This window comes from Acinetobacter johnsonii CIP 64.6 (genome assembly GCF_000368045.1).
Classification (GTDB): Bacteria; Pseudomonadota; Gammaproteobacteria; order Pseudomonadales; family Moraxellaceae; genus Acinetobacter; species Acinetobacter johnsonii.
Map to the genome: position 1 here is coordinate 290,566 of NZ_KB849236.1, position 21,721 is coordinate 312,286.

The window sequence follows — 21,721 nt, forward strand, 5'->3', positions numbered from 1 at the left end:
AAGTACAAAATGAAAGAATTAAAGTGAAATGGCTTTAAAGCCAATCTTGGTTTTTTGAGTCAAAATGACTTCTTGACCTTGAGAAAAATGAAGATCTGTTTCAGGTTCAACCAGTACATAATGCGTTTGCCCGAACTGATCTTGAACTCGTGCTTGAGCCGGTGAGTTGACTTTAGCCTCACCTAAAATAATCAGTGCTGTTCGTCCAATCAGTTCTTCACTGTAAATTGCTGTGGTTTCATCTTGTGGCAAAATTTTAGCAATCAGCATGGCGCTGTAACGAATCATAGGCATCGAAAGTATGAGGCAAAGTGGTGCTATGATCCATGCACTCCAATAGCTTCCCGTCCAAGTTTGAAGAATGGACTGTAGAATAAAGCCACTTAAGCTATACAGGGTGAGGAAGATAATCAGCCAAACCAAGAGAGGGACACGGCCGATAAACAACCAATCCAGCAGGGCATTGAGCCAACCTTGATCGGCATCTAGTGCAATGTCGACGTCTTTAGTGCTGCCTAGGTCATCAGGTAGAAATTGGTCAAGTAGGCCTTGTGAGCCGCCGCCTAAAACCAATAGAATCAATTCGAGTAGTCCCAACAAAAACATGAGACTAAGACAAATACTAAAAATTAAATTGGATGGGTGAGTAAATAATTCCCACATTCTAAAGGTTCTCTATTTTTATGCTGTTATCAGTTAAGTGTAAATTTTTAAAAAGAATTGTATTGAAATTGGGCTTTAGCATAGCATTCAAAAAACAGAATGTCTAAGTTTGTTGGCACGTAACGAGAAAGCGATTTAATTGTAATTTGACAAATTTTAGGCAAAAAAATACGCAATGATTGGGGTATTCATTGCGTAGAACTACGAATCTGTTGTTACACAGTTTCGGTAAAAAGGAGAAACGTTATATCTCAGGGTTAATCTAAGCTATGGACTCATCATAAGGGCTGTGCATTCTTATTTCATGAGTATTCACGTTAATTACTGTAAATTTAGGTTAACAAACGACACTAAATGTCAGTTTTTGAGATGCATGTGGCTTATTTTTGTTTGTTTAGTGATCAAAAAAGCCTTTCTCAGTGAGAAAGGCTTAAATATGCGCTTTAGTTTAAGCTGGGTTTAGAAATGAAACACCCCTAAACCCGATTTAACTTCATCTAGAGTCTGTTGAGTGATGTCACGACATTTGTCTGTACCAGTCTTCAAAATATCCATGATGTAATCAGGATCTTTCGCAAGTTCCATACGACGTTCACGAATTGGCGTGATCAGCTCTTTCAATACGCCTTCAAGACGCTTTTTCACCGTACCATCGCCCAAACCGCCACGGCGGTAATGTGCTTTCAGTTCTTCAACTTCTTCTTTGTTTGGATCAAACGCATCTAAATACGTAAATACGATATTACCTTCAACCTGACCTGGATCTTCAACACGCAGGTGGTTCGGGTCGGTATACATCGCATTAACAGCTTTTTTAATGTCTTTATCTGTTGCATCCAGCACAATAGTATTGCCTAAAGATTTCGACATTTTGGCTTTACCATCAAAGCCAGGTAAACGGCTCATATTGGAAAGCAGAGCCTTACACTCAGGCAGTAATTCCTGACCAATCTGACGGTTTAAGCGGCGTACGATTTCATTGGTCTGTTCGATCATTGGAATCTGGTCTTCACCCACAGGCACAACCGTTGCTTTAAATGCGGTGATATCTGCTGCTTGTGCAACTGGGTAGCATAAGAAACCAGCTGGAATATCTCGTTCGAAACCACGCATCTGAATTTCAGACTTGATGGTTGGGTTACGTTCTAAACGAGACACGGTCACAAAGTTGAGATACAACATGGTGAGTTCATTTAGCGCTGGTAAGCTCGACTGCACGCAAATGGTGGTTTTGGTTGGGTCGATCCCGACTGCTAAGTAATCTGTGGCAACTTCAAGAATATTGCGGCGAACTTTTTCAAAGTTATCTGCATTGTCAGTAAAGGCTTGTGCATCGGCCAATAATAAATGCTGATGGTGTGAATCCTGCAAACCCACACGTGAACGTAAAGATCCGACAAAGTGCCCTAAATGAAGTTGTCCCGTTGGACGGTCGCCTGTCAAAATAACAGGACGGTTGTCTTGATTACTCATTATCTATTTCCAAAGTCGTCGTAGCGACATGCTATTTTCAAAGAATGCAGACATTGTACGGCATAATCTTTTTCAATGTCAGTCTTAAAAAAACTGCAGTGAAAAAATTATAAAATCAGTTAAATTTCAAAAAACAAATATTCAAAAGCTTAGATCACAGATTAAAATGTCAGAATTCTCAAGATGGATAAAAATAAATGGCGAGTAGCTTATTAATATTACTAGATGATATTGCCACGATACTAGATGACGTTGCGGTCATGAGCAAAATGGCGGCAAAAAAAACGGCGGGTGTTTTGGGCGATGATTTAGCACTCAATGCACAACAGGTCAGTGGGGTTCGTACTGACCGTGAGCTGCCTGTGGTTTGGGCTGTGGCAAAAGGCTCTTTTGTTAATAAATTGATTTTAGTCCCTGCGGCGCTGTTGATTAGTGTGGTTGCACCATGGCTGATCACGCCACTGTTAATGATTGGTGGTTTATTTCTATGTTATGAAGGGGTAGAAAAAGTCCTGCATAGTTTGCATCACAAAAAAGCCAAAACCGAAGAGGAAGCCAGCCAAGAATTAACTGCGATTGAAACGGATATGGCGACTTTTGAAAAAGATAAGGTCAAAGGGGCGATTCGTACCGACTTTATTTTGTCGGCAGAAATTGTAGTGATTTCACTGGGGACTGTGGCTGCTGCAACTTTTTCAACCAAAGTCATGGTGTTGTCTGTAATTGCCATTTTAATGACCGTCGGTGTGTATGGTTTTGTGGCGATGATTGTCAAAATTGATGATTTAGGACTGTATCTAACTCAGCAAGCTTCTTCATTTAAGCAAACTATTGGCCGTGGTTTATTGGCTTTTGCACCAAAACTGATGAAGACCTTAACCATCGTGGGCACTATCGCGATGTTTTTAGTGGGTGGTGGCATTATTTCCCACGGCGTGCCTTTATTGCATCATTTCACTGAAGGTTCAGTGGATTATGCTGAACATATTCCAACTGTGGGAAGCATTGTGGGAGCATTAACCCCAACACTGATTAACTTAGTGATTGGTTTTGTGGCTGGTTTGATTGTATTGGCTATTGTGAGCTTGATTAAAAAAGTTTGGCCGAGTTCAAAAAAGGCATAAACTGGATCGGGTCAGCATAAATTAGAAGAAGGAAGAGTGCTATGCGTTGGAAGGGACGTCGTGTCAGTAGCAATGTCGAGGATCGTCGCGGTGGTGGCGGTGTAAAGGCGGGTGGCATCAGTATTTTAGGGCTGATCGTGGCCTTTGTGGCATGGAAGTTTCTAGGTGTCGATCCGCAGCAAGCCTACCAAGCCACTAAACAAGTGACCGCACAAACTGGAGCGGCAGAAACTCAAGGTTTGGATAACCCAACGCCTGATCAGCAGGAAGCGATGGACTTTGTCGGTACGGTACTGGCCGACACTGAAGACACATGGAGTCAAATTTTCCAACAGCAATTGGGACAACAATATGTTCCACCGAAGTTGGTGATGTTTTCAGGGGTGATCAATTCGGGTTGTGGTACTGCTCAGTCTGCAATGGGGCCGTTTTACTGTCCAGCAGATCAGAAGGTGTATATCGACACCGCTTTCTTTAAAGACATGCGGACTCAAATGGGTATTGGCGGTGAGCAAAACCAAACGGAGTTGGCGCGCCAAGATCAAGCGGGTGACTTTGCTCAGGCTTATGTGGTGGCACATGAGGTTGGACATCATATTCAAACCATTTTAGGGATTTCTGAACAAGTACAAAAGGCTCGTGCACAGGGCTCAAAAGCGCAAGGAAATGCTTTATCGGTACGTCAAGAGTTACAAGCTGACTGTTTAGCGGGGGTATGGGCGCATCATAACAATCAACGGACCCAGTTCTTAGAGCAAGGCGATGTTGAAGAAGCGATGGATGCGGCACATAAGATTGGTGATGATTACCTACAAAAGCGGGCAACAGGGCAAGTGGTCCCTGATAGCTTTACCCATGGAACCAGTCAACAGCGTATGACTTGGTTTGGCACGGGCTTTAAGTCGGGGCAAGTTGAAAGTTGCGATACCTTTAATCAAGCCATTTAAGCTATAAAAAAAGAGGCGATTGATCGCCTCTTTTTTTTAACCAATGCATTCTAGCGGTTTAAGAACTGCTTAAAGTTTCGAGCAATACGGACACTCACATATAAAGCAATACAGGCAAATAACAACACCCCAAACACCACATATTTTAAGTTGCTCATATCCGCACGGTAAAACTGCTGAATTTGCTCAGGCGTATAACGCAATGTTTTAACATCTTGTGTCCGTGTATCGAGATAACTCACTTGCTGAATGTAGTTAAATTGCCCTGCTTTGAGTAGTTCAATTGACTGAATTTGGCGGGTATGTTGTTCGTTGTAGTCATCTACACAAATGTCGGTTAAATAGTGATCACAGCTGAGTTTGGCGATATAACCCTGATTGGCCACATGCAAATAAATATGATCATCGGGTGCTTTATTGTTTGAAAGTAGAACCAGTGTTTGATCGGGACGAGAGTTCATTTTAAAACTTTGAGCTGCGGCAAAAGTTTGCTCGGCTTGTAAAATTTCTTTGGTTTTTGCAAAGCAGGTCAGAAACAACGCAAAGGTGGTTAGGAAAATAATCAGTGCGAAGAACATCCGAAAGATGGTTTTAAAAGTGAATTGCATAGGAGATCAAACTTGGCCAAAGGGAAAGTTCACGCATAAAAAACATGCATATGCGCTATGTTAATTCATCATCAGGAGAAATGTTAAAAAAATTATTTTTTTCGGGCGTTGATGTGAAAAATGATTAAAATATTTCGAGCATCAATGTGTATGAAGTGAATTTTTATTCCATAGATAAGCACTGAAAGCCGCCATCTCCCCAACCGCCCAATTTGGAAGTTCAATGGGAAATTATTTTTTTCTACAAGTTTTTACCGTTATTTTTGCATTATCCATTGCAACGACTATTTTCAATAAACGTATTTTAGGTTTTCCCCAAGCCATTGGTGTCCCCATCGTTTCCGCCATTTTTGTCTTTATTTTACAGTGGGGCGCGAGCCTGCTGAGTGGTAATCAGTTTATTACCATCAATATTCATAACATTGAAGAAGCGGTTCGTCACATTGATTTTTATGACTTTTTAATCAATGGCGTGATTTGCTTCATTTTGACCTCTTCGGCACTGAAGTTCAAAGTCTCAGATTTACGTAGTTATTGGAAGCCGATCAGTATTTTAGCCAGTATTGCGTTGGTACTGTGCGCCGTATTTTTTGGTGTGGTGCTCTATGGTTATCAGTTCATTATTGGGCAGCATGTCGATTTATTGGTGCTTTTGCTGTTGGGGGCTGCATTGGGTGCAACGGACCCGATTGGGATCAAAGGCGTGCTTAGTTCGGTACGTGCACCACATCATTTAATGGTCAAGCTTGAGGGCGAATCACTGTTTAATGATGCCATGTGTATTGCCTTGTTTATGACGCTTTTAAACGTCTTACAAGGTGAAAACTTTACCGTCATGGGCGTGTTGCAGACCTTACTCTACGAAATTTTTGTCGCAGTTATTATTGGTTGGGCCTTTGGTTTAGGGATCTTGCGACTGCTGCGTGGTAAGCACGAAATGGAGTCTCTCATTTTGACCACAGCACTCTTGGCCTGTGGTTCGTACTTGGTTGCACTGTTTGCCCATGCTTCAGCACCGATTGCTTGCGTCATCGGTGGTTTGATTGTGGGGAACAAATGGAAAGAAATTTTACAAGAGCGCGAAATACGGGAAGTGAACCATTTTTGGCATACAGTTGAAGGGATTATTAACTCGTTCTTATTCACCTTAATTGGCTTGGAACTGTTTATTTTAGATCTCAGCTTTAGTTTGATTTTTGGCGGCATCGTCGCTTTTATTATTCTGCATGCTTCACGTTTTGCAGCGAACTATTTATCTTTTGCCTTTTTTCCCTCTTTCCGTAAGAAAAGTTATAACGGAAGTTTGGCGATTTTGTCGTGGGGTGGAGTGCGTGGAGGTATCTCCTTAGCACTGATCTTAGCGGTAGCCAACGTGCCAGAGTTAAGTGAATACAGCAGTATTTTGATTGGTTATACTTTTATCGCCGTGTTGCTTTCAGGCATGGTCTGTGGTCTAGGATTGCCTGCTGTAATGAATGCGTTTTACTACAACCCGAATGAAGAAAAGACAGGTTTTAAAGGTTGGTATCAACGTCTGTGTAATAAAATGAACCGTAAAGGCTTCAAGTACATTATTGGTGAAGATGCACAGGGCTATGAAACCATTATTGTCTATCAACCTGAAGCATTGATTGATGTTAAAGCGGATGACGGCATTGCCGCGGTGCATAACCCTGAGCGAGTTCAGGAAGTGAAACGGCTGGAAAGTCCTGATAATTTTTAGTGATTTGCTCAATCAAGAAGCCCCTGTATTGGGGCTTTTTAGAATGAATGAGCTGGTTTATTTGAATCAAATAATGATGTCATTATGGAATACTTAGAATAGGGCACATTTGAAATGGCAGAATCGATAGTCAAAGAACTAGCCCCGATGATTTTTCAGGTGATCGCTCAGATTCCTTATGGGCGGGTAGCCAGTTATGGACAAATTGCACGTTTAGCAGGCATTCCCAAACATTCGCGTTTAGTGGGCTATGTACTAAAACATATGGATGTAGACAGTAGTTTGCCTTGGTATCGGGTAATCAACTCACAAGGGAAAATTAGCCTAAGTAGACTGAATGATCAGGGACAGAACATTCAAGTACAGTTACTTCTGGCGGAAGGTATTTTAGTGATTGGGGACAAAGTGAAAATGAAAGAGTTTCAGTGGGATATTTAAAATAGAAATGCTCTACCTCCGTAGAAGTAGAGCACTCGATGTATTACTGACGAACAACTAAAACAGGAATGTGCGCTTCACCTAAAACACTTTGTGCAACACTACCTAGGAATAAACGTTTTAAACCTGTGCGGCCATGAGAGCCAATGACAATCAGGTCTGCTTTAGATGTTTCTGCTTCTTTGATAATTTCACGGTGCACCACCTGACCTTCAAGTAGTTTTGCTTCAACTGGAATGCCCAGATCGCTAAATTTAGCCGCTGCTTCCTCAAGTGTTTTCAAAACTGAAGTACGCGCACGTTCAATTAAGTCATTGGTTTGAGTTGCAGAAATGTATTCGGCAGCAATGTAAGGGTCAAGTGCAAGTACTTGAACAACTGTAATTTTTCCGCCAAATGCTTTAGCAAGTTCAGCCGCTTGCGCAACTGCTGCATATGATGTTTCTGAACCGTCTACAGGGACTAAAATGTTTTGGTATGCCATGGTTGTTTCTCCTTATTATCAACTGATTATATGTGCAGATTTCTGTTCTAATGTATCACGGATTAAATACAGCTTATACCTTGATATTAGCTGTGTTTTTTAAAGAATAAAACCTAGTAAATTCATATGGATATTTGCATATGAAATGCTAATTTCTCACTTCTAAATTAGCACAAAAGCGTGTGAATAATAATCAATTTAACACTAAAGTTGAATGTAAATGTAGCGTTTAAGAAACATAGGCTTTGTCTAAAAAATAGCTTATATTTATGAATGGCTTACTACTTTATGAATACGATGACAGATACGAATCAACTGAATTGGCAACGAACAAATTTAGAGAATATAGAAACAGCTTGGGAAGGTGACCTTTGGGATCGTAAGCGTTTGGGTATTCAACGGCTTTGTTGCACAAAGTTTTGAAATGCAAAGCGCCCCGAATTGAGCCAAATTTAAGGCGTAACTTGGGTAAGTGGTCGACCTAATTCCGTAAATCTGTTAAGGACTGCTACACGTGCATGGATCTCATTGACTTGGCTACCAAAACTCCTTGCGCTGAGTTTATCTCCTAATAATTTAATGCAGTGCATCTTAGTTTCAACCAAACTTCGCCGATGATAGCCTGACCATTTTTTCCATAGTGTCCTGCCTAAACGTTTAATTGTTCGAAGTAATTCATTTCGCTCTAGCGAGCTACTCTTTGTATCTTTCCATGGTTTCGCATTTTTTCTAGGTGGAATCACCGCATGCGCTTGCCGATCTGCAATGACCTGACGGCATTGCTTGGTGTCATAAGCTCCATCGGTATAAACAGAGTCAATCCGCTCATCTTGTGGAATCTGATTAAGTAAATCACCAAGCACCTGTGAATCACTGACATTATTGGTTGTAAGCTGAACTGCTCGTATTTGTAGGGTTTTAGCATCTATACCAATATGAAGTTTACGCCATTGGCGACGATATTCAGGTCCATGTTTCTTGCGTTTCCATTCGCCCTCACCTAGAAACTTCATGCCTGTAGAGTCCATGAGTAGATGCAGCCCATCGCTACTTTTTTGGTAGCTGATTAAAATATCAATATGCTTTTGTCTTCTACAAAGCGTGGTGTAATCTGGAGCTATCCAATTTAATCCGCAAAGTTTAATCAGACTTTGCACAAAGCCAGTGATCATACGTAAAGACAGACGGAATAAGGATTTAATCATTAAGCAGCATTGGATGACTGCGTCGGAGTAGGTTTGATTTCGCCCTTGTTTACCGATGGACGGAGCATACCATTGCGTAGCAGGATCAAACCAAATGGCAATATTTCCGCGACTCATGAGTGCTCGGTTATATGCGGGCCAATTGGTTGTGCGGTAGATTTTGTGTGTAGGCTTCTTCATTTGAAAATTATATCGCTAAAAAAGCCTTTACAGATAGGTTTGTGCAACAAAGCCATGCTAATTTAAGAAATACTCATAATGATGATTTTATATACTTAGTTGATCAAAACTACTCTTTAAAGCTGAGTGTACTTTTAGAGTATATTTCTGACTTGAAAGAAATAGAAATTGAGAATCAAAAAAATAATTCATATAATTATAAATTACTGTTTTCTAAGGTAATGAATAAATATGCATTGATGCATGAAGAAAATATGGAAGCTCATATTTTTGAACAACAATTTATTAAGTACTTGAGTTCAAGTTTATAAATAATTGAGCTAATGTTTCAACATCACTCGTCTGTAACTGCTCACGCATCTTTAAAAACAGCTTTTCATCTAAGTCATAGAGCTTCAGTGCAAGCAGTTTTTCTATATCTGCTTCGAGAAAGCGATATTTAATAATTTGGGCAGGTACACCACCCACAACTGCATATGGTGGAACATCTTTGGTCACGACAGCACCTGTTGCGACCACTGCGCCTTCACCGAGTGTTACACCCTGCATAATCATGGCACGAGAGCCAATCCAGCAACCATCGCCAATGATGGTATCACCTGCTGGAACAAAACTACGCGTATCAAAGGGAAAGGCCGAAATCCAGTCAGTACGATGTAGTTGGTTACCACCCATCATAATGACGCATTCTGCGCCAAAACAAACGAAGTTACCGATATAGAGCTGATCAATCGGTTTATCTACGGTCGAGGGCTTATCATGTAAATAACGCACAACACAACGTTCAAAACCTTGATCCCAATACGCTGAATAGTAAGAGTAATTCCCTTTAATGTGAATATTCGGATTCTTCACCGTTTTAGAGATGAACTCAAACTCACACCAGTGTTTGACAGGGGAATTGATCAAAGGTTTAGACATAGAATGATAATATTGCAGGGTGTAAAGAATTATAACAAATAAAAGTCTTGCTTAGAAAAAGAGAGAGGGAAATGGATTCCTTAAATTTATCTCATTCTTGTAATAAAATTTCCCACGTCCATAAAGAGAGGGCAAAGGAGAGGTATTTGGGAAAATATAAAAACAAAAAACCCCTCAATCGAGGGGTTTCTACAGCTGTAAATATCAAAGAAACTTAGATATATGCAACTTTCACAATTTCGTATTCAACTTCACCCTGAGGAGTTTGAATTTTTACTTCATCGCCTTCGCTTTTGCCCAAAAGGCCACGCGCGATAGGAGAGTTCACTGAAATTTTATTGATTTTAAAATCAGCTTCGTCATCACCCACGATCATATAGGTCTTTTGTTCTTCGGTATCTAAGTTTTCGATAGTGACTGTCACCCCAAAAACCACGCGACCGTTCTGTTCAAGTTCTTTTACATCGATAACTTGAGCCGCACCCAATTTACCTTCGATGTCTTGAACACGACCTTCACAGAAACCTTGTTGCTCACGTGCAGCATGGTATTCCGCATTTTCTTTTAAATCCCCGTGCTCACGTGCTTCAGCAATTGCCGCAATAATACGTGGACGTTCAATACTTTTTAATTGATGTAATTCTTTCTCTAAGGCTAATTTGCCTTGGGGAGTCATAGGATAACGTTGCATTGTTGTCCCTCAAGTCTGTGAGTGTAAAAAATATAGGTTTATAAATGAAAAAAGCCCGCCACCGAGAGGTGACGGGACTTCTCGGTAAACGAATTAACCTACAGTTTGTAAATCTTGCAAACGGTATACATCCATTGGCAATTGAATCGCAAAAGCTTGGCATACAGCATCAGCACCGTTCAAGGTCGTAGTGTTATACACTTTCGCTTGAAGCGCTGAACGACGAATCGAGAACGAATCTTGTTGAGCTTGTTTGCCTTCAGTTGTATTGATAATGAGGTGAACTTCGCCATTTTTCAAGCGGTCCACGATATTAGGACGGCCTTCAGTGACTTTATTTACACGTTCACACTCAATACCTGCAGCTTTAATGAACTCATAAGTACCGCCAGTCGCAAGTACTTTGAAGCCAAAGCCTACCAGTTGCTTCGCAATACCAACAGCACGAGGCTTGTCTGAATCACGCACAGAGATAAATGCATGCTTCACTTCGCCCTCTGTAGGAAGACCCGGTACGCGTTCATTTGAGCCTAACACAGCTTTGTAGAATGCTTCACCAAATGTTTTACCAACACCCATTACTTCGCCTGTAGATTTCATCTCAGGGCCAAGAATAGGGTCAACACCCGGGAACTTGTTGAACGGGAACACCGCTTCTTTTACAGAGAAGTGAGTCGGGATGATTTCTTTAGTAAATCCTTGAGATTCTAAAGACTGGCCCGCCATACAACGCGCAGCAACTTTCGCTAAAGACTCACCAATACATTTAGAAACGAATGGCACAGTACGAGATGCACGTGGGTTCACTTCTAGGATGTAAACGTCTTCGCCTTTCACAGCAAACTGTACGTTCATCAAACCAACAACGCCAAGTTCTTTCGCCATTGCAACAGTTTGACGGCGCATTTCATCTTGGATTTCAACTGATAGCGAGTATGGAGGAATCGAACATGCTGAGTCACCTGAGTGAATCCCTGCTTGTTCAATGTGCTGCATAATACCGCCAATCACAACGTCTTTACCGTCAGATACACAGTCTACGTCAACTTCGATCGCATCATCTAAGAAACGGTCAAGAAGAACTGGCGCTTCATTTGATGCTTGTACCGCATCACGTAAATAGCGCTTAAGTTCGTCGTCGTTGTATACGATTTCCATCGCACGACCACCGAGTACATAAGAAGGACGTACCACAAGTGGGTAGCCTACTTTAGATGCTTCAGCCATACCTTCTTCAGCAGATTTTACAATGCTGTTGTTTGGCTGGCGAAGTTGAAGACGTTGAATCATTTGTTGGAAACGTTCACGGTCTTCTGCACGGTCAATCGCATCTGGTGATGTACCGATAATTGGTGCACCTGCTTCTTCTAAAGCACGAGCCAATTTAAGCGGAGTCTGACCACCATACTGAACGATAATGCCTTTTGGCTTTTCAGTACGAACGATTTCAAGTACATCTTCCAAAGTGATTGGTTCGAAGTACAAGCGATCTGAAGTGTCGTAATCTGTTGAAACTGTTTCAGGGTTACAGTTCACCATGATGGTCTCGTAGCCATCTTCACGCATTGCAAGCGCCGCGTGTACACAGCAGTAATCGAATTCGATACCTTGACCAATACGGTTAGGACCACCACCGATCACCATGATCTTATCTTTATCAGATGGGTTTGATTCACACTCATCATCGTAAGTTGAGTACATGTATGCAGTGTCAGATTCGAATTCTGCTGCACAGGTATCCACACGTTTGTAAACTGGAGTCACGCCCAAGTTCCAACGGTGCTTACGGAATTGTTTTTGTGAAATACCCATCAAGTTCGCGATGCGAAGGTCAGATAAACCTTTACGTTTGAACGAACGAATGTTGTCTGCGTTTAAGTCACCAAAACCTAAAGTTTTGATTTCATTTTCAGTTTTGATGATGTCTTCGATTTGGATTAAGAACCATTTATCGATTTTCGTCGCTTGGAACACGTCTTCTAAGGTGAAACCATGACGGAATGCATCAGCCACATACCAAATACGCTCTGGACCTGGAACTTTAAGTTCAACCAAGATCTTTTCTTTCGCGCCTTCAGTACCTACAGCGATTTTTTCATCAAAACCACACGCACCCACTTCAAGCCCACGAAGCGCTTTGTTTACAGACTCTTGGAAGTTACGACCAATTGCCATTACTTCACCCACAGATTTCATCTGTGTGGTCAGTGTTGCGTCTGCTTGTGGGAATTTTTCGAAGTTGAAACGTGGAATTTTTGTTACCACGTAGTCAATTGCAGGTTCGAACGAAGCAGGAGTCGTTCCGCCTGTGATGTCATTTTTTAATTCATCAAGGGTATAACCAACAGCCAATTTCGCTGCAATTTTTGCAATCGGGAAACCAGTTGCTTTCGATGCAAGGGCAGATGAACGCGATACACGCGGGTTCATCTCGATGATCACCATACGGCCAGTATCTGGACAGATACCGAACTGAACGTTAGAACCACCTGTTTCCACACCAATTTCACGAAGAACTGCTAAAGATGCATTACGCATCAATTGATATTCTTTGTCTGTCAATGTTTGCGCAGGCGCAACAGTGATTGAGTCACCTGTGTGCACGCCCATTGGGTCAAAGTTTTCGATCGCACAAACGATAATACAGTTGTCGTTTTTGTCACGAACAACTTCCATCTCGTATTCTTTCCAGCCAATTAAAGATTCATCAATCAATAATTGTTTGGTTGGAGAAAGATCGAAACCGCGTTCACAGATTTCAAGGAATTCTTCTTTGTTATAAGCGATACCGCCACCTGAACCACCCATCGTGAATGACGGACGGATAATGACAGGGAAGCCGAAGCGTGCTTGAATTTCTAGAGCTTCTTCCATGTTTTCAGCAATCGCAGCTTTTGGACATTCAAGACCAATTTTACGCATTGCTTCATCAAACAGTTTACGGTCTTCCGCTTTTTCAATCGCTTCTTTGGTCGCACCGATTAATTCAACATTGTATTTTTCTAAAATACCGTTGGCATCCAGTGCCAGCGCACAGTTCAATGCTGTTTGACCACCCATTGTTGGAAGAACAGCATCTGGACGCTCTTTTTCAATGATTTGTGCAACGGTTTGCCAAGTGATTGGCTCGATATACGTTGCGTCTGCCATTGTAGGGTCGGTCATAATGGTGGCTGGGTTAGAGTTCACCAAAATAACACGGTAGCCTTCTTCACGAAGAGCTTTACACGCTTGCGCACCTGAGTAGTCAAACTCACATGCCTGTCCGATGACAATCGGACCTGCACCAATAATTAAGATACTTTTAATGTCTGTACGTTTAGCCATGATCGCTTCCTTAATTACTTCTTAGATGCTTCGATAAGTTCGATGAAATGATCGAACAATGGTGCGCAGTCATGCGGACCAGGGCTTGCTTCAGGGTGACCTTGGAAGCTGAACGCTGGTTTGTCTGTACGATGAATCCCTTGAAGAGTTTGATCGAACAAAGACTTGTGCGTAGCTTTCAAGTTTGCAGGAAGAGTTTCTGCATCCACTGCGAAGCCGTGGTTTTGAGAAGTAATCATCACTGTGCCTGTTTCCATGTTTTGAACAGGGTGGTTAGCACCGTGGTGGCCATGCGGCATTTTCACCGTTTTTGCACCTGAGGCAAGTGCAAGAATTTGGTGACCCAAGCAAATACCAAAGACAGGTAGGTTGCGAGCGTCTTCTACAATTGTTTTTACAGCTTCAATTGCATAGTCACATGCAGCTGGATCGCCAGGGCCGTTCGATAAGAACACGCCATCCGGATTCAATGCTAGCACGTCAGCAGCAGGAGTTTGTGCAGGCACGACAGTGAGTTTACAACCGCGGTCTGCAAGCATACGTAAGATGTTGGTTTTGACACCGTAGTCGTATGCAACAACATGGAATTTAAGTTCAGGTTGTGTGAAGCCTTTGCCTAATACCCAAGAACCTTCTGTCCATTCGAAACCAGTTGGGTCACAGCATTCTTTCGCTAGGTCTAAACCATTTAAACCACCGAATGCGCGTGCTTTTTCTAAAGCCTGCTCTTCAGTAATATTTTCACCAGCAAGGATGCAACCATTTTGCGCACCTTTGTCACGCAAAATACGGGTTAATTTACGCGTATCAATATCTGCAATTGCGACAACATTATGTTCTTTTAAGTATTCGCCTAAAGATTGCGTTGATCGGAAGTTGCTATGCAATAAAGGTAGGTCACGAATAATTAATCCGTTGGCCCACACTTTATGAATTCGACCTGACTCAGCGTCTTCATCATTACAACCTGTGTTACCGATATGAGGGTAAGTTAAAGTCACAAGTTGCTGTGCATAACTCGGGTCAGTCAAAATTTCTTGATAGCCAGTCATGGCAGTGTTGAAAACGACTTCACCAGTCGTACTACCCGATGCACCAATAGACGTTCCTTTAAAGATCGTACCATCGGCAAGGGCTAAAATTGCTGGGGTGCTCAAACCAAAGCTCCTGAAATTTAGGCTGTAAAAAAGCGAGTAGACGAAAAAAAAGGAAGGCTATCTAAAAACCTACCCTCCCTATGTCTGCTCGCTTGAACTTAACATGGCACTATACGCAACTTCACTAACAAAGTCCATGCCAATAAGATGGAATTAACAAGATAAAGTGCTTTTATTTTGTAGCGGATGCTGTTTCTAAGTTTTGTAAAGAAAAATGTAACAACAAATAATTGTCTAACAAATCAAAATCTAAATTTTATCGAATCACGCTAAGCTGTCGCTGTGTATATAACAACAGGAATAACATCATGACTGAACAAGACAAAGTGACCAAACCAAAGCCAGCGTTGAAAGAAGTTGTTGTAGAAAGCACTGAAAAGCTTGAGCAAGTGGCGAAAGAAGCAACAGAGCAGGTCACTGAAGCGGTAGTTGAAAGCAAAGAAAAGCTTGAAGCTGAAGCGAAGCAGTTAAATGCCAGTGTGCAAGAGCAACTCCGCCAGTTTAAACAAGATCTTTTACTGCGCTTAGAAACCATTAAAGGGCAGTTATCGAACTCTCAAAAAGACTTAACTGAACTAAAAGAGTTTGTTAAAACTGAGTTTACGGCTGTTTTAGATGACTTGACCAAACTAGGTAAAGAGTTAAAAGGTGATGTCAGCGAAATTTCAGTAAAACATAAAGATCAGTTGACTGAAACGTTTAAACGTTCAAAAGAACACACCTTAGATGCGTGGAATAAAGTTTCAAACAAATAATCTAGCTGTACGAGGCTCAAGATTAAGTGCATAAAAAAGTGAGGTCATAGCCTCACTTTTTTATTGATCTGGATTAAAACTGATGCAACCAATCACGTTTATTGTGAAAGTCAGCTTGTTGACCACTATGCTGCATCGCATAGAACTGTTGACCTTGTGATGTATTCAACACAGCTGATAGACCTAGATATAGGTCAGCCCATTTGAGTTTGTGTTGCAGCATAAATTCAGTCAGATCAATGCTGACATTTAAACCATAGTGGGTGCGCTTCAATTGATTGAGTTCAATATCATAAGCGACCTGTGGCGGCATATCTTCAGGATAACGATATTCCTCAAACTGATAGGCCTGCCAAGCTTGCGAAGGGGAGAGATTGATCTCGCGATAATAATCTTCGCCTTTTACCCCGATAAAGACTTCAAAACAGGTGTTTTCCCATAAAAAGTCTTGACGAGGATTTGCATTCACGACTTCGGGCCAGTGCATGTACAAATTGGGATCGCGTAACCAAAAGCCGATATTGAGAGCATATGGGCTTTGTTGTTCAATCGCACCAACAAGCGAAATAGCTTGAAAGCGACGATCAAATGCACTGAGTTCGTAACTTGCCATAAAAAACTACAATTATTTTGCTGCGTGAGCGAAACGAACTAAATTAGACAATTTGGCATTTTGTTTCGCCGCTTTTTTGTAAAGCAACGCAATCTTACCAATGGTCTGTACAATTTCTGCACCTGTAGTTGAGGCAATTTCTGCAATGATTGCAGCGCGCTCTTCACGGTCTTCACCCGCGACTTTGACTTTAATCAATTCGTGGTCGTTTAAAGCACGTAAAATTTCTTCAACGACATTTTCAGTCAGACCTGAACCGCCAAGCATTACCACTGGGTTTAAAGCATGACCGATTTGACGCAAACGCTTGCGTTCCTGAATGGATAAAGTCGCCATAAAGATAACCTAATTTTAAAAACGGCTTAGTATAACAAACTGCGAAATTAAACGCTTTATATTCTGTGGAAATAATCGATTTAGATAATAGAAAAAAACAACTAAAACCCAAGATTTGGATACAGATGTATACTGCAAGCCTAGAGAATTTAACGTACAATTAAGTTTAAGAAATTTTAATGTTTTAGAGAGATATGGCAACACGCATTACCAACCAAAAGTTATCCAAAAGTAGCCGTGCGTGGATGAGAGAGCACCTTGATGATCATTTTGTGAAAAAAGCGCAAAAAGAAGGTTATCGAGCACGTGCAGCTTATAAATTACTTGAAATTCAAGAAAAATATAACATCATTCGTCCAGGCATGACCGTGGTTGACTTGGGTGCTGCACCTGGAAGTTGGTCACAAATTGCAGGAAAGCTGGTCGGTGATCGAGGATTAGTGGTTGCATCTGACATTTTGGAAATGGACGCACTTCCAGATGTGACCTTCTTGCAAGGTGACTTCCGTGAGCAAGAAGTATTCGATAAATTGTTAAATATTTTAGATGGACGTAAAGTAGACGTTGTAATTTCAGATATGGCCCCCAATACTTCAGGTAACAAGGCTGTAGATCAACCTCGCCAGATTTACCTCTGTGAATTGGCCATCGATTTTGCTACGAAAGTGCTCGGTCCAAATGGTCAATTTGTTGTAAAGGTATTCCAAGGTACAGGCTTTGACGAGTTCCGTAAGCAAGTAGTCGACAACTTTGATGTGTTAAAGACAGTAAAACCTGCTGCATCACGTGCCCGATCTAAGGAAGTATTCTTAGTTGGGCAAGGCCGTAAGAAGGCTTTCAAATAAAGTTTACTTGCCAAGTCGTTAAAAATTGTGCATTTTGTACCTTTTTATTATTTTGCGAAGCTGATCTTCAGCAGAAACTTTAAGGTCACCCGATAGGGCATGATCAAATTAGATTGATATGGGAATAAAGCTTTGAGCGATCTCTTCAAGAATGCCATATTGTGGCTAGTGATACTGGGCGTACTGATCCTTATTTTCAGTAATGTCAGTAGCAATGAAAAGCCGACAGCGATGAATTATTCAGAGTTTGTTGCTGCGGTGAATGCTGGTCAAATTAAGCAAGTGACAATTGATGGCGAACGAATTCATGGCCAAAAATCAAACGGTTCAGAGTTTGAAAGTATTCGTCCTGCGGTTCAAGACCCAGAGCTTATGCCTAATCTGATTAAAAATAACGTTGTCGTTGAAGGTACTGCACCTGCGCGCCAAGGTTTATTGATGCAACTTTTGATCGCAAGCTTCCCTGTACTTTTAATCATTTTGTTATTCATGTTCTTTATGCGCAACATGGGTGGCGGAGCAGGTGGTAAAAACGGTCCAATGAGTTTTGGTAAGTCAAAAGCAAAAATGTTGGCAGAAGACCAAATTAAAGTGACTTTTACCGACGTCGCTGGCTGTGATGAAGCAAAGCAAGAAGTTGTAGAAATTGTTGATTTCTTAAAAGATCCTTCAAAATTTAAACGCTTAGGTGCAACGATTCCTAAAGGCGTGTTAATGGTGGGTCCACCGGGTACAGGTAAAACTTTACTTGCAAAAGCAATTGCAGGCGAAGCGAAAGTACCATTCTTTAGTATTTCTGGTTCTGACTTTGTTGAAATGTTCGTGGGTGTGGGTGCGTCTCGTGTTCGCGACATGTTTGAACAAGCGAAACGTCATGCGCCATGTATCATCTTTATTGATGAGATTGATGCTGTGGGTCGTCATCGTGGTTCAGGTACAGGTGGTGGTCACGATGAGCGTGAGCAAACCTTGAACCAAATGTTGGTGGAAATGGATGGCTTTGAAGGTAATGAAGGTATTATCGTCATTGCTGCGACAAACCGTGCCGATGTACTGGATAAAGCTTTACTCCGTCCGGGTCGTTTTGACCGCCAAGTAATGGTTGGCTTACCAGACATTAAAGGTCGTGAGCAAATCTTAAATGTTCACATGAAGAAATTGCCTTCAGTGACTGGTGTCGATGTACAAGTGCTTGCACGTGGTACGCCAGGCTTCTCGGGTGCACAATTGGCGAACCTTGTGAACGAAGCTGCACTCTTTGCTGCGCGTCGTAACAAGAACACTGTCGATATGCATGATTTTGAAGATGCAAAAGACAAGTTGTACATGGGCCCTGAACGTAAGTCGATGGTGATTCGTGAAGAAGAACGTCGTGCAACTGCGTACCATGAAGCTGGTCATGCGATTGTGGCTGAAATTCTGCCGGGTACAGACCCTGTACATAAAGTGACTATTATGCCGCGTGGTTGGGCGTTGGGTGTAACTTGGCAGTTGCCTGAACATGACCAAACCAGCCACTATAAAGACAAAATGTTGAATGAACTTTCAATTTTGTTTGGTGGTCGTATTGCTGAAGAAATCTTTATCAACCAAATGTCGACAGGTGCTTCAAACGACTTTGAACGTGCAACTAAAATGGCACGTGCGATGGTGACCAAGTACGGTATGTCTGACAAACTTGGTGTAATGGTGTATGAAGATGATTCTCAGCAATCATTCATGGGCAGCATTGGTAGTCGTACGATTTCTGAAGCAACACAGCAACAAGTAGATGCTGAAGTTCGTCGTATCATCGATGAGCAATACCATGTCGCACGCAATATCTTAGAAAACAATAAAGATATTGCTCATGCGATGGTGAAAGCTCTGATGGAATGGGAAACGATTGATCGCGAGCAAATTCGTGACATTATGGAAGGTCGTGAGCCACAACCACCAAAAGTATATGTTGCAGAAAATCCTGTGATGGATGTAACTCCAACGGATGGTCCAAGTACACCACCACCATTACCATCTGCAACTTAATTTTTAAAAGTTAAAATAAAAAACCACCTTCGGGTGGTTTTTTATTGCGCAGATTTTCCACTGCCGATGAAGAAAAATAGGCACTTAAAAGTGGGAACGCGTTAAGATAATGTAAGTTGAACTGGAGAATATTACATGCAATTGATGGCTTTGCCGAAGAAAATCCTACGTTGTGGTGAGCTATCACTCGACCTGTCGGTACCGCATGTGATGGGTATTTTAAATGTGACGCCAGACTCGTTCAGTGATGGCGGCAAACATAATGGCAAAGCACAAGCGCTTACGCATGCTCAGCAAATGATTGCGGATGGGGCGACAGTCATCGATGTTGGGGGGGAATCTACACGTCCAGGTGCATCTGTGGTTGAGGTTGAGGAAGAGATTCGTCGTGTCGTCCCAGTGGTGGAAGCTTTGGCTGAACTTGATGTGGTCATTTCGATTGATACCTCTCAACCTGAAGTGATTCAAGCAGCGGTCGCAGCAGGTGCGCATATTTGGAATGATGTACGAGCATTAACACGTCCTAATACTTTAGAGACGGCAGCTGAACTGAATATTCCAGTGATCATCATGCATATGCGTGGTGAACCGACCACCATGAATGGTTTAGATCAATATGATAATGTCACTTTAGATGTGATGGCTGAGCTTTCCCAGCGCGTGTCGGATGCACTCAAGGCTGGTGTCAAAGCTGAAAATATCATGATTGATCCGGGTTTTGGCTTTGCTAAAAATGCAAAGCAGAACCTTAAGCTTTTAAACGAATTCCATCAGCTGAATCAGCTCGGGTATCCCATCTTGTCCGCATTGTCACGAAAGCGCTTTATCGGAGAAGCTTTAGGTGGGGCCGATGCAGGGCAGCGGGCCGTGGGTTCTGTAGCGGGACATTTGCTGAGTATTCAACAAGGCGCGTGTATGGTGCGCGCCCATGATGTCAAAGCCATGAGTGATGCGATCAAGGTTTGGCAAGCGATGAATATGGCTTAATGCGGCGGTGGAATGCTGAGCTAATGATTTAATTTGTAAATTTGATCTATATTAGATTTTTAGACTGGCAGCATCTTCAGATGCTGCTTTTTTATTTGGTGATTTGTTTGGTTTATGTTATATAGACTCGTTTTTTAAGTTTCTCATTTTGAGTGCCTGTATGTTTGCAGATTTACTTCTCCCTATGTTTGATGATGAATATTATCCCGATATTCTTGTTGCTGAAGTGAAGCAGCATGTTGAGACTTTTGCTAAAAAAATTGTAAAAGCAAAATCTGAGGGTGATATTTATCAATATGCCAATGCTACAGTGGCTGAAATTAATGAAATGAAGCCGCATTTTGAAGATCTAGATTCATCATTAGATGACTCTGCTGCCGATTTTATTGCTGAAGCGATGATGATGGTGGTACAAGGTGCTGGGTTTATGGATATTGAAATGGAAGAATTGGTGGTGAACAGAGAGTGGTGATTCACTTTCTCATTTCAAGCGCAGTTAGTTTTTGCTTTAGAAGCTGAGATTGCTGTTACAGTTCATCTAAAAGATCGGTGAGATGACAACTTTGGTTCAAATGTTCATCTCCAATCGCATCGACTGTCATCACGTATTCGCCTTCGACCATTTCAGCATTTGCACTGAGATTCAGCCAAAATTTTGGATGCTTTTTCATGAGCTCACGAATATGTTGCTCATCTTTAGTGTGATTAAAGCTTAATTTAAAATGAGCATCTACTGATTTACACGCATGTAAATAAAGTTGGTGGTCTTTTTCAATAATCGTGCCTGCAAACAAGTCATAAAACGTATCGCTATCTGTTTGCTGCGAGGTGGGGTTTGCATGGCTGAAGTTTGAAAAAACTAGGCTCAGGATGATAATGAGGGTATTCTTTTTCATATTGTGATTGTTATGTGCTTCGAGGCATAAATTATAGACATAAAAAAACCAGCATATTGCTGGATTTTTTTATTGCACCATCTTAATTAGCTTAAGAATGGTGCCCGAGGCCAGACTCGAACTGGCACGCTTTGTGGGCGGGGGATTTTAAATCCCCTGTGTCTACCGATTTCACCACTCGGGCATGAGCGCAATAATAGAGGACGAAATAAAAGTTGGCAAGTCTATTTGTGATTATTTGCTTTCTTTTCAATCAATTCAGCGGTTTATGTTTAAAAAATAGCAAAATTATCTGTGCTGCACTTGTTCAGGCTTCATAAAAA

Annotated in this window: 22 protein-coding genes and 1 tRNA gene; 10 read left to right on the plus strand and 13 right to left on the minus strand. The window is 41.7% G+C overall.

What is annotated here, in order from left to right; genetic code table 11:
• Positions 1–18: 18 nt before the first annotated feature.
• Together F986_RS12395 and trpS are read right to left on the minus strand one after the other, a co-directional pair.
• The gene (locus F986_RS12395) at positions 19–663 is read right to left on the minus strand and encodes a YqiJ family protein (protein WP_004695574.1); all 645 of its coding nucleotides are present in this window, start codon (positions 661–663) and stop codon (positions 19–21) included.
• A 459-nt stretch (positions 664–1,122) separates the two neighbouring features.
• A complete protein-coding gene (gene trpS / locus F986_RS12400; RefSeq protein WP_004695576.1) occupies positions 1,123–2,136 on the minus strand; it encodes a tryptophan--tRNA ligase in 1,014 nt (337 codons plus the stop codon).
• A gap of 197 nt (positions 2,137–2,333) precedes the next feature.
• Here trpS and F986_RS12405 point away from each other — a divergent pair, with 197 nt between their 5' ends.
• Both F986_RS12405 and ypfJ read left to right on the plus strand, forming a co-directional pair.
• Entirely contained in the window at positions 2,334–3,260 is a 927-nt protein-coding gene (locus tag F986_RS12405) for a DUF808 domain-containing protein (protein WP_004695578.1), read from the plus strand.
• A 41-nt stretch (positions 3,261–3,301) separates the two neighbouring features.
• Complete coding sequence (gene ypfJ, locus F986_RS12410) at positions 3,302–4,207, plus strand: KPN_02809 family neutral zinc metallopeptidase (RefSeq protein ID WP_004695581.1); 906 nt, start codon at positions 3,302–3,304, stop codon at positions 4,205–4,207.
• A 50-nt stretch (positions 4,208–4,257) separates the two neighbouring features.
• On the opposite strand, the gene F986_RS12415 is transcribed toward ypfJ, so the two are convergent.
• Positions 4,258–4,815, minus strand: a complete 558-nt coding sequence (locus F986_RS12415) for a hypothetical protein (protein WP_017397030.1) — start codon at positions 4,813–4,815, stop codon at positions 4,258–4,260.
• Positions 4,816–5,038: 223 nt separating this feature from the next.
• Here F986_RS12415 and F986_RS12420 point away from each other — a divergent pair, with 223 nt between their 5' ends.
• Both F986_RS12420 and F986_RS12425 read left to right on the plus strand, forming a co-directional pair.
• Positions 5,039–6,538: a cation:proton antiporter gene (locus F986_RS12420; RefSeq protein WP_004695584.1), complete on the plus strand. Its 1,500-nt coding sequence runs from the start codon at positions 5,039–5,041 to the stop codon at positions 6,536–6,538.
• Between the two features lie 114 nt (positions 6,539–6,652).
• On the plus strand, positions 6,653–6,976 hold the full coding sequence (locus F986_RS12425) for an MGMT family protein (protein WP_004695587.1): 324 nt from the start codon (positions 6,653–6,655) through the stop codon (positions 6,974–6,976).
• Between the two features lie 43 nt (positions 6,977–7,019).
• Here the strand turns inward: F986_RS12425 and F986_RS12430 are convergent, their stop codons facing one another.
• Positions 7,020–7,460 carry a universal stress protein gene (locus F986_RS12430; protein WP_004695589.1) on the minus strand — a complete coding sequence of 147 codons (441 nt, stop codon included), beginning with the start codon at positions 7,458–7,460 and terminating at the stop codon, positions 7,020–7,022.
• Between the two features lie 452 nt (positions 7,461–7,912).
• Positions 7,913–8,845, minus strand: coding sequence for an IS5 family transposase (locus F986_RS12435; RefSeq protein WP_035332818.1), 933 nt, complete (start codon positions 8,843–8,845; stop codon positions 7,913–7,915).
• A gap of 41 nt (positions 8,846–8,886) precedes the next feature.
• Between F986_RS12435 and F986_RS12440 the strand changes: the two genes are divergently transcribed.
• Complete coding sequence (locus F986_RS12440) at positions 8,887–9,156, plus strand: hypothetical protein (protein WP_004695594.1); 270 nt, start codon at positions 8,887–8,889, stop codon at positions 9,154–9,156.
• On the opposite strand, the gene F986_RS12445 is transcribed toward F986_RS12440, so the two are convergent.
• The 4 genes from F986_RS12445 to carA all read right to left on the minus strand — a co-directional run bounded on the left by F986_RS12445 (position 9,131) and on the right by carA (position 14,941).
• The gene (locus tag F986_RS12445) at positions 9,131–9,766 is read right to left on the minus strand and encodes a CatB-related O-acetyltransferase (RefSeq protein WP_004695597.1); all 636 of its coding nucleotides are present in this window, start codon (positions 9,764–9,766) and stop codon (positions 9,131–9,133) included. The two genes, F986_RS12440 and F986_RS12445, sit on opposite strands and share 26 nt — an antisense overlap.
• Positions 9,767–9,980: 214 nt before the next feature.
• Positions 9,981–10,457, minus strand: a complete 477-nt coding sequence (gene greA / locus F986_RS12450; protein WP_004695598.1) for a transcription elongation factor GreA — start codon at positions 10,455–10,457, stop codon at positions 9,981–9,983.
• A 93-nt stretch (positions 10,458–10,550) separates the two neighbouring features.
• Positions 10,551–13,784 carry a carbamoyl-phosphate synthase large subunit gene (gene carB / locus F986_RS12455; protein WP_004695601.1) on the minus strand — a complete coding sequence of 1,078 codons (3,234 nt, stop codon included), beginning with the start codon at positions 13,782–13,784 and terminating at the stop codon, positions 10,551–10,553.
• Between the two features lie 14 nt (positions 13,785–13,798).
• Positions 13,799–14,941 carry a glutamine-hydrolyzing carbamoyl-phosphate synthase small subunit gene (gene carA / locus F986_RS12460; RefSeq protein ID WP_004695603.1) on the minus strand — a complete coding sequence of 381 codons (1,143 nt, stop codon included), beginning with the start codon at positions 14,939–14,941 and terminating at the stop codon, positions 13,799–13,801.
• Between the two features lie 308 nt (positions 14,942–15,249).
• Here carA and F986_RS12465 point away from each other — a divergent pair, with 308 nt between their 5' ends.
• Positions 15,250–15,696: a hypothetical protein gene (locus F986_RS12465; protein WP_004695604.1), complete on the plus strand. Its 447-nt coding sequence runs from the start codon at positions 15,250–15,252 to the stop codon at positions 15,694–15,696.
• Between the two features lie 73 nt (positions 15,697–15,769).
• On the opposite strand, the gene F986_RS12470 is transcribed toward F986_RS12465, so the two are convergent.
• Positions 15,770–16,309, minus strand: coding sequence for a DOMON-like domain-containing protein (locus tag F986_RS12470; RefSeq protein WP_004695605.1), 540 nt, complete (start codon positions 16,307–16,309; stop codon positions 15,770–15,772).
• A 12-nt stretch (positions 16,310–16,321) separates the two neighbouring features.
• Positions 16,322–16,645 carry a ribosome assembly RNA-binding protein YhbY gene (gene yhbY, locus F986_RS12475; RefSeq protein ID WP_004695606.1) on the minus strand — a complete coding sequence of 108 codons (324 nt, stop codon included), beginning with the start codon at positions 16,643–16,645 and terminating at the stop codon, positions 16,322–16,324.
• A 194-nt stretch (positions 16,646–16,839) separates the two neighbouring features.
• Between yhbY and rlmE the strand changes: the two genes are divergently transcribed.
• The 4 genes from rlmE to F986_RS12495 all read left to right on the plus strand — a co-directional run bounded on the left by rlmE (position 16,840) and on the right by F986_RS12495 (position 20,974).
• On the plus strand, positions 16,840–17,490 hold the full coding sequence (gene rlmE / locus F986_RS12480; protein ID WP_004695608.1) for a 23S rRNA (uridine(2552)-2'-O)-methyltransferase RlmE: 651 nt from the start codon (positions 16,840–16,842) through the stop codon (positions 17,488–17,490).
• Between the two features lie 132 nt (positions 17,491–17,622).
• On the plus strand, positions 17,623–19,515 hold the full coding sequence (gene ftsH, locus F986_RS12485) for an ATP-dependent zinc metalloprotease FtsH (RefSeq protein ID WP_004695609.1): 1,893 nt from the start codon (positions 17,623–17,625) through the stop codon (positions 19,513–19,515).
• Between the two features lie 135 nt (positions 19,516–19,650).
• Positions 19,651–20,502, plus strand: a complete 852-nt coding sequence (gene folP, locus F986_RS12490; RefSeq protein WP_004695610.1) for a dihydropteroate synthase — start codon at positions 19,651–19,653, stop codon at positions 20,500–20,502.
• Between the two features lie 160 nt (positions 20,503–20,662).
• Positions 20,663–20,974, plus strand: a complete 312-nt coding sequence (locus tag F986_RS12495) for a DUF5713 family protein (protein WP_004695611.1) — start codon at positions 20,663–20,665, stop codon at positions 20,972–20,974.
• A gap of 55 nt (positions 20,975–21,029) precedes the next feature.
• Here the strand turns inward: F986_RS12495 and F986_RS12500 are convergent, their stop codons facing one another.
• Together F986_RS12500 and F986_RS12505 are read right to left on the minus strand one after the other, a co-directional pair.
• Positions 21,030–21,398: a hypothetical protein gene (locus F986_RS12500; protein ID WP_004695612.1), complete on the minus strand. Its 369-nt coding sequence runs from the start codon at positions 21,396–21,398 to the stop codon at positions 21,030–21,032.
• A 98-nt stretch (positions 21,399–21,496) separates the two neighbouring features.
• Positions 21,497–21,582, minus strand: a tRNA-Leu gene (locus tag F986_RS12505).
• Positions 21,583–21,721 lie beyond the last annotated feature (139 nt).